Consider the following 16612-nt stretch of genomic DNA (forward strand, 5'->3'; position numbering starts at 1 on the left):
TAGTGAATACTTTTCCGTTTCTTTAGTTAAATCTATTAAATATAATAAAGCAGGGGACAAAAGATGGGGGAGGTCATTAAGACAACAGCTAAAAAACCTGAGGGGAGGAGGGAGAACTCAGTTTCCCAGAGCCAAAAGACTGATTTCTCTCATTCAGCTAACTCGCCTGTTGACCGCATCCTGTTTCTTCAAAAAACTATTGGTAACCAAGCTGTTGGGAGATTAATTAAATCTGGGAATTTGCCGACTAAGCCAAAAATTGATTTTCAAAAGAATGAATCAGGGAAGGATGCTCCTAAGGAAATCACGTTGAAGGATACATCTAGAAAAAGCGTTCCTGAGAAAAGTCCTGAAAGAGCTTTTGAACCTGCACATGAATCTTCTATAATTGCAGAAACCCCTCCTGAAGTTAAAAAGGTAACTTCTGATCCCAAAGCGCCATCAATTCCTTCAGATGCTATAAGCGCTCTCAATCAATCACTCGGTCCAAAGCCTCCTGGACCATTAGCTGTTACATCTACAACTGCGCCACCGACAACAACCCCTGCGGCGACAGCTGCTGGTCCGACACCTGCTGCTGGGAGAGACGCGGCGGCGCCTTCCTCACAGATTGCGAAAGCTCCACCGGCCGGCGCTCCGCCTGCACCAAAAGCCACGGGCCCGGCTGCCAATGATGCGGCAGGGCTAGAAACCGAGGCTTCAGCAGCGCCGCACGCTGCGACCGCTGCCCCGGCGCCTGGGGCCAAGCCGGCGCCGTCAAAATCTACGGATAAAGAGGCAAAAGCACCCGCTGAAGCAGAAGATGGTGGTGTGCCGGAGGGCGGCACTCCGGCCGGACACGCGGGACCGGCGGTGAAACTGCACATTCCGGAGCCGCCGAGCGGGCCCTCACCCGCAACCACCCGACGAATCCAAGGAGTGCAGGGGCGTGCCGGCGCCAAGGCGGCCTCCCATGGCGCACTTCCGAGCGGCGCCAATCAGGTTGGCGACGCTCGTCAGGCCGTGACTGAGCCGGACGCAGAAGCCGCTGCAAAGGCCCAAGCCGAGCTGATCGCGCAGGTTCAAGCAGCGCCAAGCCCCGAGATCGTCAAGCTCTGCGAGCGAATCCGGGAAGTCATCAAAAACAAGCGTCCGCCAGATCAGGACGCGCTGATGGAGGCGAAGCCGGAGGACGAAGCGCTCAACGCCGGTAACCAGCTCAATTCGACGGTCGAAGGCGAGACCAAGAAAGTTCAGGATAATTACGGCGCGATGGACAATCCGCCGGCGCCGGCCTCACCGGCGAAAGGACAGGACCTTCCGCCGCAGCTACCACCCGCCAGCACCGCATCCGTGAATGCGAAGGCTGCGACGCCAGACGCCGTCCCCGCGAGCGACGTCTCGTTGGACCAGGACGCGGCCGACAGCAAGAAGAAAGCGCAGGACGCCGGCATGGACACGCCCGCTTCACAACTCGTGCAGAGCGGGCCCATTGCCGAAGCGCGCGCCGCACAAGGCGAGCTCGATCAGGCCGCCAAGGAAGACCCGGCCAAGGTCCTCGCGCGACAGAAAGAAGCGCTGGGCAAAGCTGAAGGCGATATGACCGCGCTGGAGGCGCAGGCACTCACGGCGCTCACGACGTCACGTGACAGCACCACCAAGGTCAACGCATCGCGCCAGCAAGGCATGGTGGGTTCCGAAGAGTCGATGCGCGCGAAGGCCGGCGCCGAAGCAAAGAAAGCCTTCGACGACGCAAAGACGCAGGTCGACGCGCTTCTAGAGCCACTTGCCGCGAACGCGATGACGGAGTGGGAGGCGGCGAAAGAGCTCCTGGTCACGCAGTTCAAAGCCGATCTCGCGATCGTGCAGAAGCGTGTCGAAGAGCGGCACTCGGGCGCCAGCGGATTTGTCGTTGGGCTATGGGATGTCGTGACGGGGCTGCCGGCTTGGGCGGAGGACGCATACGCGAAGGCCGAGCAGAATTTCGGTGATGGTGTCATCAAGAAGCTCACCGAGATCTCGACCAAGGTGAATGCGGTCATCGCCACCTGCGATCTGATTATTAAGAACGCGCGCGAACGCATCACCAAGATTTTCTCCGAGCTTCCGAAGTCGTTGCAAGGTTGGGCAGAGCAGGAACGGGCGAAGTTCGACGGGCAGCTCGATCAGCTGCACAACAATGTCCTCGCGGCGCGCGACAATTTCAACAAGGACCTGGTCGAGCGCTCGAGTGCGGCTGTCGACGAAGTGCGTACCGAGATCGCGGAGCTCCGCAAAAAGGCAGGAGGACTCGTCGGCCGCATCGTCAGCGCGGTCAATCGCTTTATCGAAGACCCGGTCAAATTCATCATCGAGGGGCTGCTCGAACTGCTGGGCATCCCTCCAGCCTCGTTCTGGGCGGTGGTCGCCAAGATCAAGAAGGTCGTTAAGGACATCGCCGACGACCCGATGAAGTTTGCGAACAACCTCCTGAAGGGGTTGGGTCAGGGCTTCTCCCAGTTCTTCGACAACGTTCTCTCACACCTGCTCAAGGGTTTTCTAAACTGGCTCACCAGCGGCCTGGGCGACGTCGGCGTTAAACTGCCCAAGGACCTCTCGCTCAAGAGCATCATCACGTTCTTCCTCCAGTTAATGGGCATCACGTGGCCCAGGATCCGAAAGCTTCTGGCCAAGCACGTCGGTGAGAAGAACGTCGCCTTATTGGAGAAAGTGTACTCACTGGTGTCCTTCCTCATCGAAAAAGGCCCCGAGGGTATCTTTGAGATGATCAAGGAGAAGCTCGATCCGCAGTCGATTGTGGACCAGGTCGTTCAGCTCGCGGTGGACTTCCTCGTTTCGGCCGTGGTCAAAGCGGTCTCAGCGCGGATCATCCTGTTGTTCAACCCAGCCGGCGCCATACTCCAGGCGCTGGAGGCGATCTACCGCGTCCTCAAATGGATCTTCCAGAACGCGGCGCGGATATTCACACTGATCGAGACCGTGGTGAACGGGATTGCCGACATTCTCGCCGGCAGCACCGGCGGCTTCGCCAATGCGATCGAAATGGCGTTGGGAATGCTGATTGCGCCGGTCATCTCCTTCCTTGCGGATTACCTCGGCTTTGGTGATCTGCCTTCCAAGATCTCCGAGAAGATCAAGAGCTTCCAGGAATGGATCCTCGGGCTCATCGAGAAGGCGCTGGTGTGGATCATCGAGAAGGGCAAGGCGCTGCTTGCGGCGGTGGGGATTGGGAAGAAAGAGAAGGATAAGAAGGGCGCGCGACCTGAAGAAGAAGGCGTTGGTCAGGAAATCGATTTCGAAGCAAACGAGGAGTTCCACCGCCTTTGGATTGCAGTTCATGGCGGCAGTGCCAAGGTGATGGTCGCAAGCAATAAACAGACACTTAGCGAATACCTGAGCGAAGTTGCCGAGGAAGCGGGCACTGATCCGGTTGCAGGTCCCCACATCAAGGCTGCGCAGGAAATATTGGCGCGATTGGGCCCTGACGCTGACAAGTTGGCGTTGCTTCTGGCAAAACGAGCGGCGGCTCCGGATGAGGAGACGAGCACAGCGGGCGGAAGTGATGCCGAAGTTGCTAAAGAACAGGAGGAGGTCAAAAGCGAAGAAGAACAACTGGTAGAACATCTAAAGATCCTCTTCGAATTGCTCAGTTCCATTAAAGAGATTGAATCAATGAAAAAGATGGCTAAATCTGGGTGGAAAATAGCTAATAAAAATAAGGATATTTGGGACTCATGGATGAAAGCTAGAGTAGATGCCGGTATGCCGAGTCCTCATTATCTGGGAAAAAACTTTGCATCTACTGCAGATGGTTATACAACGTTTTCTGGTGGTCTGAGCGATGGTTTTCTTTACAGAATAAGGAATGTCAAAGAAGAGATAGAAATTTATAATAGAGTTGTTAAAAGTAAAGAAGAAAAAGGCACAATAAGGGCAATAGGTAATATTCAGTTGGAATTCTCGAGCGATGATGAAAGTGAACATGCCGAAGTTAAAATGTCAATAAAAAAGCCAAACGAACCATTTGGAGTGACAGCCAGAATGTGCGGGGGTTGTCAGAAAGAATTTGAAAAATTAGCACTACAGAAGCCTCAAGTTGTGGATGATGGGGGCGAAGAACCTCGTGTTTTTAAACCAAAATCTGAAAAATAACTGTTGGAGAATTTTGCACTAAATAATCAGTGGAATATTCGCACTGATGGGAAAGAGAATGAAGAGAGCACGTGAGGAATATATCCTCAGGACTCTGTAGAAACGATCATGAGCATTTGGAACATGCATGAAGCATGAAAAACATTAATTATCTTTCTTATTCTTCTTTACATGATATTGGCAATGAATACTGTTTCGATTATGTGCCTTCAACTGCATAGAACTAATGCTGATACCTTTATTTTCAATGAACTCCATAAATAGAAGATTTAGAGAATTTCTCTGCATGATGCCATCGAGAATCATAACTTTATACTGATATTCTTTTATAAGTATTAGAATTATATCCCTATTATATTTAACATTGAATCGTTACATGTAAGTGGATAGGCGCTCAAAATAAAAACCAAATTGGGGGAGACTAATGAGCGAAAATAAACAATTTTTGGGATTAGTCAAAAAAGGCCAGCTTCAGATTCTGCAGCCTGACTTTGAAGGCACATCTTTTCGGTTAACCCGTATGAAACCGCAGCAAGCCCAATCTCCGGAATCCGCCAAAATTGACTTGACCGAATATGAAGGGAAGATCATTGTGGTCCAAGGTCTTGATGCAGGCGGCAACTGGATTTACTCAGCTGAAATTATCGATCAAGGGGGTCCGATTCTTGCTGCTATGGTGCAGATGTTGTTCAGCCAAAGAGTCCTATTCCCAAGCTTTGAGAACGTCCAGAGCACTCTAAAGATCCGAATAGGTACAATCTCATCTGTGCCTGAAACTATGTGAGAGAGTAATCTCTCAAAGGCAGCAGAGTTCAATGGTCGTACCGTTTCTTATTATACTACTGTTTAAAGCAATGAGTTCATCTTAAAGTTGAGACTCACTAGGGTGGATAATACCTTGCTTAAAAAACAATCAACTGTCATCTGCTTGAGAACTGGGTAAAAATCCTAATTAGAGAATGTCAAAGAACCCAATATTTTAAAATCATACTTATAGGTCATGAAGCTGGGGAATTATCGATATGCAGGGGGAGCGTGATTGAGTGTTATTGCCGTATCTGATGTCCATCTCGGAAGTAAAAAATCAAATCATAAAGAATTTTCGAAATTCTTAGATTGGCTGGTAGCGCTTGAGAAGGAAGGCGGGAAAACCGTTAAATCCTGTAGGAAAGAGATTCTGCTGAAGCCTCCGGAAAAACTCATACTGCTCGGAGGCATTCTTGAATTGTGGAGTCCAGAAGATGAGGACATAAAGTACACAGTGCAGAGGAGTATTGAACCTTTTGGAAAACTCGCCAGTTTAAAATGTGAAAAATTTTCATATTGGGCAATCACGATGAGAATATCGTTGACTATCTGGATGTGATGGAGTTAAAAAGGGAGAAAGATGTTAAAGAGAACAATTTTAAAATCAATGATTTTGTTCCAGTGGCTATATGAAGGTCCCAAACCTGTCACTGTCAAGTCGGGCTCGGCTCAGATCGCAATGGTTCAAGAAATCTATTTGCCTGAGCATCTTTCCGCCGCCAGAGTAAAAGTATTTCACGAACAGCGTCGAGTAATTGATCGTATATCGCCGAACTATCAGGTGGCGGTCGTCTTTCACAAGGATTTCGAAAAGCCGGCGCTGCGCTATTTCTCTGATGCTACTGGTGATTACCACCGACTCACACTGGACTTCCAAGGGTATCTAGAAATGCTCCTTGAGGCGCGTGCGACTTTTAGGTGGCAAGAATTTTTTGTTGATGATCCACCCTATCCTCTGTCGAATGAGGATGCCCAAGCCTTTCGTCTTTCCCTAACATCCATTATTCCCCGACGCCGACATCTCGAATTTCAAATTACCGAGCGATCGGTAGCCCGCGGCGGAAGGTGCCACGATGCAAGCCAATGAGCTTTGGATGACGGAGGACCGGTCACGATTCTTTCTGATCCCACGGGATAACGAGCTGAACTCTGGGCCGATGCGAATTATAGGGTTGCAAGGGTTCGCCAGACATGTCGCGCCAGCTGATGTTATTTCCTTCGAAATCACCGAAGAGCAGGCCCGGCGCATCGCCAAGGACCAGCTCAGCCAAGCGCTCGGCGAGTTCCGGCAGGGCATCGACGAGAAGCTTGCCGACCTGCGCCGGGCGCTGGAGGAGAAGGATCGCACACCCGTCGCGGAAGGCAGCACCGTGACGCCCAACGCGGTGCCGGCGCTTTTCGATTTCTTGAAGAAGTTGCCAGGCGTCATCGGCAACAGTCTCTCGGGTGAAGACAACCGCGTAGCGGCGGCAAGAGGTGCCATGGCCGATCTGCAGCGGCAACTAAAGGACGCGGGCATCGACGTCGGCGACGGCCTGGTGAGGTTTTCCGACCGGCTCGCGGACCTGCAGAGGGATGTGGAGCAGCAGAAGACTGCAAGCGACCCCACCACGAACGAGCCACCCGATAAACAGTAGATCTCAGGTGGAAGCCTGATACCATTTCCACAGCGGGCTGAATCGAAGGGTGCTGGGCTGCCCGAGGAGCGCAGGTGGAGGGTGGTTTTTCCCGGAGGATCAATGTGATTCGCTAAGGCCATCTGATTCGGAGTGAGCAGATGGTCAAGTGCAACAGAAGCCAGATACGGTGGTTGAAGCGAGCTTTGCGGCGGACGAAGACACCGGTTTTTTGTCAGCGTATCCGATGATTCTGCAGCAGGAAGCCGGAATGACTCAGCCGGCGATCGCAAATGCGATGGGGGGTGTCGCTGAGCACGGTAAACCGGGCGCACATGGCATTCGATCGTGGCGGCTGGTGACGCCCGAACCGAAGACGGAAGCCGCGGCGGAAAATGTCATGAAGAGCGGCGCCAAAGATGCAAGTAAAGTTTTGAGCGGACCGTATCAGATGAAACTACCCGATTTCTTTCAAAAATCTATAAAGACCTCTCCTCAGGGTTTCTCAACACCCACAGTCGTATCAATGCAAAACATCAAAACTCTGTAATCAACTTCCTTTCTATATCCTCTTATCGAACTTCTCGTCTAGAAAAAGCTGCTTATAATAAAAGAGCATGATGACTGCAGAAGGAAGGTTGCAGAAAGGCTTGTTAAGAGGTTCGTCGATAGCGGACTCGGGCTCATGTACCAGGATCCTGAATACGACAAGTACACTTTTGATAAGGAAGCAGATGTCGATTGTGAGAGCAGGCTGGATGTATGCAAAGCAATATACTGTAAATTACTATTCGCGCTGTCAAGACAGGATGTAGATGAAGGGATAATCCGCTAGGAGTCTGGCCGACCATATCTGATCGCCCACGATGATGGTTACTGTGTGCATCTGGATCGGAATACCTATAAGTGCACAGTTAGAGAGCATAGAACCGTACCTTGTAGAGGTTTTGATTGCAGGAATAATGAAAGATGGAATGTCTGGGTTGATTATGAAAAAAAGATACTCAATCCAGAATTAGAGGGACGGATTGATAGCGATAATATTAAAATCTACTCTTCCTGTGTATCAGATAAATCCAAGTGATTGATTTACTGTTATTTTTGTCAAAATGGGTATAAGAAGTTACATTAACTTTATTTTAACAGATTTGATAGTCAGTCTTGAGCTTATGATTTTCGGTAACTGACCATCGCGGCCGAAATTTACTCTAATATTTTCACTTTATGGGTGCGATTTTGAATTTTTGGCACATTTTTCAATCTTTAGCTATCCTATTTAAGATATAAATTACTAAATATAAATTGGGGATGGGGATATGGCTGAGAAAGCTGGACTTTATGCCAGGACAAAGAAACCAAAGCAGAAATGCTCGAATTTTCGCAACAAAAAGCCCGGATATAATTCTTTAGCGTATCCTCTGACAAAATACTGCAACCTCAATGAACTGCAGGCAATCAGGCTGTTCAGAGACTGATCAAATTCACGGGCAGCCTGGATATACTGCTGGAAAGTAAGTGAAAATGAATATGTTAACGACCTAACTTTTGGATTTATAGAAAGGTGATATATAATGTCAGGAATAGCAACAACAAGCACTATTTCAGCTGAGAGAGAAGCTACGTTCGCGACTCATGGTCAGCTGATATTTGGAACGGAAAGCATATATCTGTCTCATTTGCCGATGTTTATGTTTGATGTAGAGAGTCATCCGCATAACTATCAAGTGATAATGGAGGTAGACTTGCCGGACGATGGAACGAACTCTAAGGCAAATTATATTTCAGATCGCAAGGATCACCAAGATACCAGGATATATACTCTGGCTCCAGAGAGATTCTCCATGGTTGACCTGATATCAAATGATACCGACAAACCTATTCGATCCTTTAAAGGGGATATATACAGGGAGCATTTCGAAAGACCGGGTAAAACAAATATTATTTCGAACGCTACATTCAACGTAAAGAATATCATTTATTCGCATAAGTTCGATCCGAATGCTGAAAATCTCAAGAGCCTCGAGTACCTGCTCTTTGGTCGCGGGAAGGAAATCTTCATGGCGCATATAATAACGAAGCCGCCAGACTTCGATCAAGTCCTAGCAGTCGATCGAGTTCTAGCACTCGATGCAGTCAATCCGGTCTTAAGTGATGAGGAGCTCAGCGATAAGGGAATTCGCGTGTTCTTACCCAGAAGAGAGAATAACTTGACGATGAGACTCAAGGAGGGAGAAACTGTCCAGGGAGAACGATTCAGACTCGATCCTTCAGAGGCAAAGCTGGAGATAAATATTGGCAAGGAAATTTATTTTGAGGAAAACGAACTATCGGAGTTCTGCGATCCTTGCCATGGCGCTAATGCTACATGGCATAAGCCCTAAATCTCTTCCTTCTATGAAATTAATTTATAAATCAAATTTTGGACTCAGTTTTCTATATATAATATTCTAAAATACAAGTTAGTTTTAGAAGTTAACTTCTTGAAACTACACATAGCAACCTTCAACCTGGAAAACTTTGATTTCGAAAAGCCCGGCCAAAAGCCGATACCGGAAAGGCGCATTCATTATATGCCCTCAACGACAGAGAATCAACGCTGACATTCTTTATCTCCGGTGAGATACATACATAGGAAGTGATAGAAAATCTAGCAACTTTATGCAATCAAGAGTCGTCACATGATATTGATTTCATAAGTAAGAGAGTTTTTCATCCAACTACTTCTAAAAGATAGAACTAATATAATGACAAATGGTAAACGTCAGAAATTAAAACCAAATTGGGGGAGATCGATTAACGAAAATAACCAATTTTTGGGTATAGTTAAAAACGGCCAGCTCCAACTTTTGCAACCTGAAAACCTAGCAGGTAACTCTGTTCGATTGACTCGTATACAAATGCAGGAAGCCCAAACTCCAGAATCTGTCGAACTTGACTTGACCGAATATGAAGGAAAAGCGATCATGATTCGAGGCCAGGAAGGCGGCGAGTGGATTTTTTCCTCTGAGGTGATCGATCAGGCAGGGCCGATTCTTACGGCTGTGGTAAAGAAATTATTTAGTCAATAAAAATTCGACTTTCCGTCTCAGGCAGTTTTAACTAGCAGTTAATGACAGTTGAGATGAGATAACAAATTTCAAAGTTATTTTTTTAGAGCTCTGTAGGTATTTGAGATCTCCTTTTGATTCTACTACAGGATTATTTTTCGATTAATCTTCGGAGGTAATACCTTGAAACTACGCATAGCAACCTTCAATCTTGAAAATCTGGATTTCCAAAAAACTAACAAAGAACCGACGCTGGAAGAGCGCATTGCAGTTATGCGCCCTCAATTGCAGAGAATTAATGCTGATATTTTATGTCTTCAGGAAGTTAACGGCCAGGAAGAAGCAGGCCAACCGCGCCGTCTTCTGGCTCTGGATGAGCTCCTTAAAGATACACAATATACCAACTTTAACAGGGTATCAACCATGGACGAAGGTGGATCGCAGGTTTACGACGAACGTAATCTTGTTATCCTGAGCCGTTTCGAGATTTTAGAGCATCATCAGTATAAACACCGCTTTGCTCCTGCTCCACTTTACAAAATAGTAACAGCAGTAACGGATGGAGGAGAACAAACCGCAAAAGAAATCACCTGGGAAAGGCCTACTCTTCACGCCAAAATAAAAATTGGGGAGAAAATTATGGACGTCATCAATCTCCATCTAAAATCCAAGATACCTACAGACATTCAAGGCCAGAAAATTGACAATTTCACCTGGAAAACCTCCTCAGGCTGGGCAGAAGGATTCTTCCTTTCTTCTATGAAAAGAGTAGGACAGGCTCTGGAAACCAGAATGTTAATTGACGAAATTTTCGGCGAAGATGAAAATGCCTGGATTGTAGCCTGCGGAGATTTTAATGCGGACTTAGATGACGTGCCTGTAGAAGCCATCAGGGGGAGGGTTGAAAATACAGGCAATGGTGAGCTTGCAAGACGCATTATGTTGCCCTGTGAGATGAGCATCCCTGAGTCCGCACGCTTTTCGCTTTACCACCAGGGAAAAGGGAATATGCTGGACCATCTGCTGGTATCGAGAAATATGATCGCGTTCTATAAGGGTTTAGAGGTACATAATGAACTGCTGCACGACGAATCTATTGCCCATGCGACGGACATAAAATTCCCTGAATCTGACCATGCGCCTGTAATTGCAGAATTTGAAATCCCAGATGACAATTAAATAAAAAAAGTTTAACAGTAGTGGTCATTAAATAGCAAAAGAATCCGATAGAGTTAGAGTACAGGAATGAAAAATAATTTAAAAGAAAATCTAATAAGCTGGCAATTCTTGCTTCTTGCCTTTGTTTCGCTGGTTCCGCACCTACTTTATACCGCAGGTGCTGATTTTGCGGGTATGCTCTCAGTATATCGATTTTTTCCTGCAGGAATGGGGTTTTTTACTTTTTTTCAGCTGTATCTTGTCTTTTTTATCTTTAATTGGACTTCTCCGTCTATCTATTTCTCAGCTATCTTATTTTCTTTTTTCTGTGCTCGGATTTTACAGATAATTGACAGGAAAGATATGTTTGCAGCTCATGTTTTTTATGCAGCCGCTTTTCTCGTGGTTTTTTTGGCTATTGTCACAGGAATCATGTCGCCGGACTGAAACCGTTCTAAGTTTTTAACTCTAGCTTTAGAGAACTAGCTTTTTTCTTTCAATAATAAGAAGGGTGCCGGTACTCTTAACCCGGATTGCAAAAAATGAAGCAGAAGCATGTTAGGATGCGGTGGCTGCATACAATTTGATTTTTATATTTAGCTACACGCTGATCCTGCTCCAGCGCTTCACGGATACCATTTACCTCCTGGTATAAGATTGCCTTTTTATCAATACCTTTGCATAAAGATAAACCCATTGAATCGGGTTGTTAAAGGAATTAATAGAAGAACTTTAGCAGCATTACTTTTGTATCCATGGTGCGAGTTGCTAAAAACTGCAGGCCTAAAAAGTTCTCTACACTTTTCCAAAATATAGGAATGTACATTTTTTAGATTTATAAACCACTAACTTGATCTGTTGATTTTTTAATTTTTACAGATATCAACCATAGATGGCATATTTAAGATATAAGTTACTAAATATAAATGGGGATGGATATATGGCTGAGAAAGCTGGAGTTCATGCCAAAGCACAAGAATCAAAGCAGAAATACTCTAATTTTTTCAAACGAAAGCCGCGCTTCAACTATTCAGACTCTCCAGCAGACAGGATACTATACTTTCAGCAAACTGCAGGCAACCAGGCTGTTCAGAGATTGATTAAATCAAGAGCTTTGCAGGCCAAACTTACCATGAGCCAACCCGGAGATATATATGAACAGGAAGCGGACCGGATAGCTGAGCATATAATGAGGACACCGGATCCTGTTCTTCAGCGTAAGTGTCCAAAGTGCGATGGGGATGAAAAAAAGGTTTTACAAGCCAAAAATTCTTCTGGAAAAGTGCCTGCAGTTCTGAATCAAAATGTACATCCTCTCGTCAATGAAGTGCTACACTCTCCCGGCCAGCCGCTTAATTCAGCTACCCGTGCTTTTATGGAGCCACGCTTTGGTTACGACTTCAGTAATGTACGGGTGCATACGGATGTGAAGGCTGCTGAGTCGGCAAGGGCGATGAATGCACGGGCATATACAATGGGCCGGGATATAGTCTTCGGGATGGAACAATCCGCGCCATCAACCAGTAAGGAGAAAATGTTGATGGCCCATGAACTTGCACACGTTATCCAACAAGGTGAAACTAACTCATATCGAAAGAATTCGCTTGCACTCTCTCCAATTGGGCAACTTAATATCCAGAGAACTCTTGGAGATGGACATGACTTGACCTCACCGCGTTTCTCACGTCTGCCGGATTTAGAGGCAACTTTTGATGGGGAAAAAGTGATCATAGAAGGTAATTCCTCTCGCGGTGTACAAGCTATCCAGCATGCTCTGTATGACTTAGGTTTTCCTCTGCCGAAGTATGGTGCCGACGGCGTATTTGGCAGTGAAACAAAAGATGCAGTCAAAGATTTCCAGAGAGCAAATCCACCACTGGTTGATGATGGCAAAGTTGGGAAGCTCACAATGTCGGCCCTTGATACGAGATTTGGTGCTCCGACATTACCGCCGCGAACAAGTTTATCTGAACCTTGGACCGCTGCATGCGTCCGCTCGGTACTGTGTCCATGGAGTCCGCACACGATCGATGTTTTAAGGACTAAAATCACCCTCAAATCCTTCGACTTTATCTCTTTTGCGGATGAATATTGGAATGGGAGAAATTGGATACCTTCTCCAGTACCTGTTAAAGGCTATAGAGATGGGAGTGAGATAGGAATCAAGAATAGTTCTTGCGAAGATGTATCTAAATTTCTCTACCATGAAGTACTTCACACCGAGCAGCCCAGTACTCATAAGACAACTAAACAAAGAGAGTCCTACGTTTATCGTATTACAGAAGAATTCAATATTGCAATGGGCTTGACTGGTCGGCCTGAACTTCGGAGCACCGATGTGCAGGGACGCGAATATGCCGATCCAACCAAAGTAGAAACTTTCGTCGGGACTTATTATCCTTCAGTTCCAAAGGGGGGCGGCGGAGGTGATCAGATCATTGACAAAGCATCTACTTATGGGCATGTGAATGTGCAACGACCTAATGGTACTATATATACTCGACCAGCAGTGACAGGTGAGAAAGTTCCGGGGCGTAAGATAACGATTCCTGTCAAAGAGGTGATTCATCCAACTGCGGGGTGGATTTGCCCTTGAGGTAGTTAATCCTAATGGATCCCAAAATATGTCAAAAATAAATGATTGAATTTGGATCTAGATGGATTAAAATACATTTATTTCTAATCCCAAACGAATACATGAAGTGGTGAGAACAAGGAAAAGAAATTAAATTAATGAAGTAACGATCACAGTTTATCCGTGTTTTTTGTGCTTTAAGTCGTCATAAAATTAGAACTTACTTTTCCTTGAACCATAATTATAGAAATAATGATAATTTAATTATCTTGTACATGCAAATGATAACAGTTCATTAGGCGACTATGATGACTATGCATGAATCAGTCCCTCAGCTTATTGGAGAAAAAGTTACCATAAGTTATGTAGTAGACCCATCTGTAAGTTATGGAAAATTTCGCTTAGAGAATCATACGACCGGTACCGTAACAGCTTCCGTGAAATCAGTTTGGCTGAAGTTAGACGAACAGCAAGAGCCACTCTCCAATATTACTGTTTTTGACCTAGATAAAGACCGAATGGTAAATCCAAAGAGTTTCACGGTTGACGCCTATGCAATTATGAATTTTCTAGTTGGCTTTCCTAGGATTGCTTATGAGCCTTTTTTTGGGGAGTCCGCTGCCGTTTGTCTACGATTAAGTTTAAATGGTACTGAACTAAAGGCACTATCACCGATTGAGTTTGTGCGCCGTTTACTGTATGAGCCTTAAAGCTTATCGAATTTAATAACGAGCACTAGGGACTTATCTTCCCTGATTTATTCTGTTTGATCTAGGTGCAGTTTCAAATAGAAAAAGTGCTTGCATTTTCATTTATCAAAGAAGGCGCTCTAGCCTCACCAAAGGCAAAATAAAGCTGAGAAGTGATGTCAGTTTTTTTGGAAACAATATTAACATGTAATGATGAGGAACAAAGTTTCTTTTCGTGATCGCAATTAGCTCTTGGACATGTTTCGATTTTGGAATCGATGCAATAGTTTTATTTTGAATTTTTCGCACAATTTTCAAATTTACCTGGCATATTTAATATATAATTCTAAATATAAATTGGAGATGGGTATATGGCTGAGAAAGCTGGAGTTCATGCCAAAATACAAGAATCAAAGCAGAAGTGCTCGAATTCTTGCAAACAAAATACTAGCTACAGTTCTACAGTTTCTCCTGATGACAGAATACTGCAGCTTCAAAGAACTGCAGGCAATCAGGCAGTCCAGAGGTTGATCAAGTCAAGAGCTTTGCAGGCTAAACTTAAGATAGGTCAACCTAATGACATTTATGAACAGGAAGCGGACCGGATAGCTGAGCATATAATGAGGACACCGGATCCTGCTCTTCAGCGCAAGTGTCCTAAGTGCGATGAGGATGAAGGAAAGTTTTTGCAGGCAAAAGAATCTTCAGGAAGATTACCTGTAACTAAGGATTGGGAAATGCCTTCAATCGTCCATGAAGTGTTGAGTTCTCCCGGCCAGCCGCTTAATTCAGCTACCCGTGCTTTTATGGAGCCTCGCTTTGGGCACGACTTTTCCCATGTGAGGGTGCATACCGGCCCGGCTGCCGGGCAATCTGCGCGTGATGTGAACGCTAACGCTTACACGGTGGGTCACAAAATCGTATTCGGCACAAGCCATTATCAACTTAATACCGACGCCGGCCGACGCCTGCTCGCTCACGAGCTGGTCCATGTTGTCCAGCAGGACTCCAGCCACGCACCAGCCGCTCTGCAGCGTCAGGTTCGCACGCGCTGGCGTTATTCCTACTCAAAGGAGATAGCGAATAATAAAATCAAAGCCGTCCAGAGCCTCGGCAAGTCTAAACTGCTCAATCTAGAGGGCACCATTGAGGTCGATCCCATTCTGGTGTCAGAGGGTAAAGAATACACCTTTTTCTACTTTCCGCTCACCAAAGATGAGGCGGAGGCCAAGAAATCAACCGCCGAAGCGAAGCTGGGGAAGAAGGACATATTTACCGTAGAGTACAGCGATTTTGCGAAGTCTTTTTTCATACGACCCAAGTGCCCCGACGCAGCCCCCGAAGAAGTAGGTTGGACCAAGTGGCCCAGCCTCGTAGGAGGCCGGTTTCGCTCCTGTTTTAAGACTGGTGCCGAGGCGAAAACGCAGGTGGAGAAGTTCAAAGACGCGCACATCGAGGCCAAGATCGGTGGTCCGCTCCACGAAGAGGACGGTTTAGCACAGACCGGTAAAGAGCAAAAATTGGATCGCTTTTACTTCCTGTTCCAGCCGCTCACCGAGCCAGCCGCAAGAGCAAAGGGGGAGGTTGAGGCGAAGACGCACGGTGGATTCACTGAGGGCATGTTCACTGTCAAGACTAAATTGGAGCCCGAACTGCAGAGCTATGTCTATCAACTTGAAGTCAGCTGCCCGAAGGGCTTCAAGTCGCTCGGCAAATTCAAGATTACAAGTTATTTCATCGCGGACGAATCCCAATTTCCCGAACAGCCTGTGGAAAAGGATCCCTGCGGCTTGAAGGGCACGTTCCGCGAGCAATTTCTCCATAAAACTAAAGGGGTGGCGCCATTAGGTGTAGACATGGAGGGCAGCGGCCGCACACTCTCTGGAAAGATTATCAATGTTGCGGGAACGAAGAGGATAAAAAAGGGCTCGAAAGAGGAGGAGGTAAACTGCTACATGGAGGTACCGCATGCATTGGGCAAGGACAACCGGCCGCTGACTGTGGGAAGCTCAGTCGCAGTCGACAAAAAAGTGATCCCGATTGGCACACAGTTGCTAATCGAGGATTTAGGGCCTCGCACCGCCGACGACGTTGGAGGTAAAATCAAAGGCAAAGATATCGACGAATACAAAGGACCTTACGATAAAAAGAAGGATACGACTCTCGAGAACAAGCTCGTGTGCCAGAAAGAGAAGGAGGAGCCGTGATAGTGCACTTGCTCATGGCAGTGTCATGTTTCGGAACGGCTGCGCAGAGGCAAACTAGGGCTCAAGCTCAAGCAAACAAGCTTTTACACAGAATCTTGCGTCTTAATTCAACAGATTCCATTTGCAGCAATCAAGATAAGATTTTCCAATTTTTGACCCTAATTTGAAGCGGAGATTTTAAGGGGATTTAATCTTTTAAATTTTATTTTTCAATTATTATTTAGCTGGGATACTTAAGATATGAATTACCAAACATAAATTGTGGGCGGGTACATGATTGAAAAGGCTGGAGTTCACGCAAGAACACAAGAAACAAAGCAGAAATGCTCGAGTTCCTGTAAAAGAAAGCCTAAAAATAATTCCTTAGGATTTCGGGGCAGAA

16 protein-coding genes are annotated in these 16612 nt (G+C 46.4%); 14 read left to right on the forward strand and 2 right to left on the reverse strand.

Features of this window, described 5'->3' with window-relative positions:
- Nucleotides 1-266: 266 nt before the first annotated feature.
- Both NC238_05225 and NC238_05230 read right to left on the reverse strand, forming a co-directional pair.
- Nucleotides 267-473, reverse strand: coding sequence for a hypothetical protein (locus NC238_05225; GenBank protein MCM1565340.1), 207 nt, complete (start codon nucleotides 471-473; stop codon nucleotides 267-269).
- The gene (locus tag NC238_05230; protein ID MCM1565341.1) at nucleotides 474-941 is read right to left on the reverse strand and encodes a hypothetical protein; all 468 of its coding nucleotides are present in this window, start codon (nucleotides 939-941) and stop codon (nucleotides 474-476) included.
- On the opposite strand from NC238_05230, the gene NC238_05235 reads away from it, so the two are divergent.
- The 14 genes from NC238_05235 (at nucleotide 919) to NC238_05300 (ending at nucleotide 16230) form a co-directional block, all read left to right on the forward strand.
- Nucleotides 919-4131 (forward strand): hypothetical protein, encoded by a 3213-nt coding sequence (locus tag NC238_05235; GenBank protein MCM1565342.1) that lies wholly within the window; start codon nucleotides 919-921, stop codon nucleotides 4129-4131. The two genes, NC238_05230 and NC238_05235, sit on opposite strands and share 23 nt — an antisense overlap.
- Nucleotides 4132-4555: 424 nt before the next feature.
- Nucleotides 4556-4915, forward strand: a complete 360-nt coding sequence (locus tag NC238_05240) for a hypothetical protein (protein ID MCM1565343.1) — start codon at nucleotides 4556-4558, stop codon at nucleotides 4913-4915.
- 255 nt (nucleotides 4916-5170) lie between these two features.
- Nucleotides 5171-5497 carry a hypothetical protein gene (locus tag NC238_05245; GenBank protein MCM1565344.1) on the forward strand — a complete coding sequence of 109 codons (327 nt, stop codon included), beginning with the start codon at nucleotides 5171-5173 and terminating at the stop codon, nucleotides 5495-5497.
- A gap of 21 nt (nucleotides 5498-5518) precedes the next feature.
- Complete coding sequence (locus NC238_05250) at nucleotides 5519-6025, forward strand: hypothetical protein (GenBank protein ID MCM1565345.1); 507 nt, start codon at nucleotides 5519-5521, stop codon at nucleotides 6023-6025.
- Nucleotides 6012-6575 carry a hypothetical protein gene (locus NC238_05255; GenBank protein MCM1565346.1) on the forward strand — a complete coding sequence of 188 codons (564 nt, stop codon included), beginning with the start codon at nucleotides 6012-6014 and terminating at the stop codon, nucleotides 6573-6575. Before NC238_05250 ends, NC238_05255 begins: the two co-directional genes overlap by 14 nt.
- Nucleotides 6576-6723: 148 nt before the next feature.
- Entirely contained in the window at nucleotides 6724-7104 is a 381-nt protein-coding gene (locus NC238_05260) for a hypothetical protein (protein MCM1565347.1), read from the forward strand.
- Nucleotides 7105-7870: 766 nt separating this feature from the next.
- The gene (locus NC238_05265) at nucleotides 7871-8029 is read left to right on the forward strand and encodes a hypothetical protein (GenBank protein MCM1565348.1); all 159 of its coding nucleotides are present in this window, start codon (nucleotides 7871-7873) and stop codon (nucleotides 8027-8029) included.
- Nucleotides 8030-8125: 96 nt separating this feature from the next.
- Entirely contained in the window at nucleotides 8126-8935 is an 810-nt protein-coding gene (locus NC238_05270) for a hypothetical protein (GenBank protein ID MCM1565349.1), read from the forward strand.
- Between the two features lie 363 nt (nucleotides 8936-9298).
- On the forward strand, nucleotides 9299-9622 hold the full coding sequence (locus tag NC238_05275) for a hypothetical protein (protein ID MCM1565350.1): 324 nt from the start codon (nucleotides 9299-9301) through the stop codon (nucleotides 9620-9622).
- Between the two features lie 162 nt (nucleotides 9623-9784).
- Entirely contained in the window at nucleotides 9785-10780 is a 996-nt protein-coding gene (locus NC238_05280; protein MCM1565351.1) for an endonuclease/exonuclease/phosphatase family protein, read from the forward strand.
- 66 nt (nucleotides 10781-10846) lie between these two features.
- Nucleotides 10847-11206, forward strand: coding sequence for a hypothetical protein (locus tag NC238_05285; protein ID MCM1565352.1), 360 nt, complete (start codon nucleotides 10847-10849; stop codon nucleotides 11204-11206).
- A 493-nt stretch (nucleotides 11207-11699) separates the two neighbouring features.
- A complete protein-coding gene (locus tag NC238_05290; GenBank protein MCM1565353.1) occupies nucleotides 11700-13355 on the forward strand; it encodes a DUF4157 domain-containing protein in 1656 nt (551 codons plus the stop codon).
- A 293-nt stretch (nucleotides 13356-13648) separates the two neighbouring features.
- On the forward strand, nucleotides 13649-14044 hold the full coding sequence (locus tag NC238_05295; protein ID MCM1565354.1) for a hypothetical protein: 396 nt from the start codon (nucleotides 13649-13651) through the stop codon (nucleotides 14042-14044).
- 350 nt (nucleotides 14045-14394) lie between these two features.
- Nucleotides 14395-16230, forward strand: coding sequence for a DUF4157 domain-containing protein (locus NC238_05300; protein ID MCM1565355.1), 1836 nt, complete (start codon nucleotides 14395-14397; stop codon nucleotides 16228-16230).
- The last annotated feature ends 382 nt before the right edge of the window (nucleotides 16231-16612 follow it).

It is taken from the genome of Dehalobacter sp. (assembly GCA_023667845.1).
GTDB lineage: Bacteria > Bacillota > Desulfitobacteriia > Desulfitobacteriales > Syntrophobotulaceae > Dehalobacter.

Coding starts and splice junctions, on each gene's coding strand:
- NC238_05240 (MCM1565343.1), top strand. CDS start 4,556: ATGAGCGAAAATAAACAATTTTTGGGATTAGTCAAAAAAGGCCAGCTT.
- NC238_05250 (MCM1565345.1), top strand. CDS start 5,519: ATGTTAAAGAGAACAATTTTAAAATCAATGATTTTGTTCCAGTGGCTA.
- NC238_05255 (MCM1565346.1), top strand. CDS start 6,012: ATGCAAGCCAATGAGCTTTGGATGACGGAGGACCGGTCACGATTCTTT.
- NC238_05265 (MCM1565348.1), top strand. CDS start 7,871: ATGGCTGAGAAAGCTGGACTTTATGCCAGGACAAAGAAACCAAAGCAG.
- NC238_05270 (MCM1565349.1), top strand. CDS start 8,126: ATGTCAGGAATAGCAACAACAAGCACTATTTCAGCTGAGAGAGAAGCT.
- NC238_05275 (MCM1565350.1), top strand. CDS start 9,299: ATGACAAATGGTAAACGTCAGAAATTAAAACCAAATTGGGGGAGATCG.
- NC238_05285 (MCM1565352.1), top strand. CDS start 10,847: ATGAAAAATAATTTAAAAGAAAATCTAATAAGCTGGCAATTCTTGCTT.
- NC238_05290 (MCM1565353.1), top strand. CDS start 11,700: ATGGCTGAGAAAGCTGGAGTTCATGCCAAAGCACAAGAATCAAAGCAG.
- NC238_05295 (MCM1565354.1), top strand. CDS start 13,649: ATGCATGAATCAGTCCCTCAGCTTATTGGAGAAAAAGTTACCATAAGT.
- NC238_05300 (MCM1565355.1), top strand. CDS start 14,395: ATGGCTGAGAAAGCTGGAGTTCATGCCAAAATACAAGAATCAAAGCAG.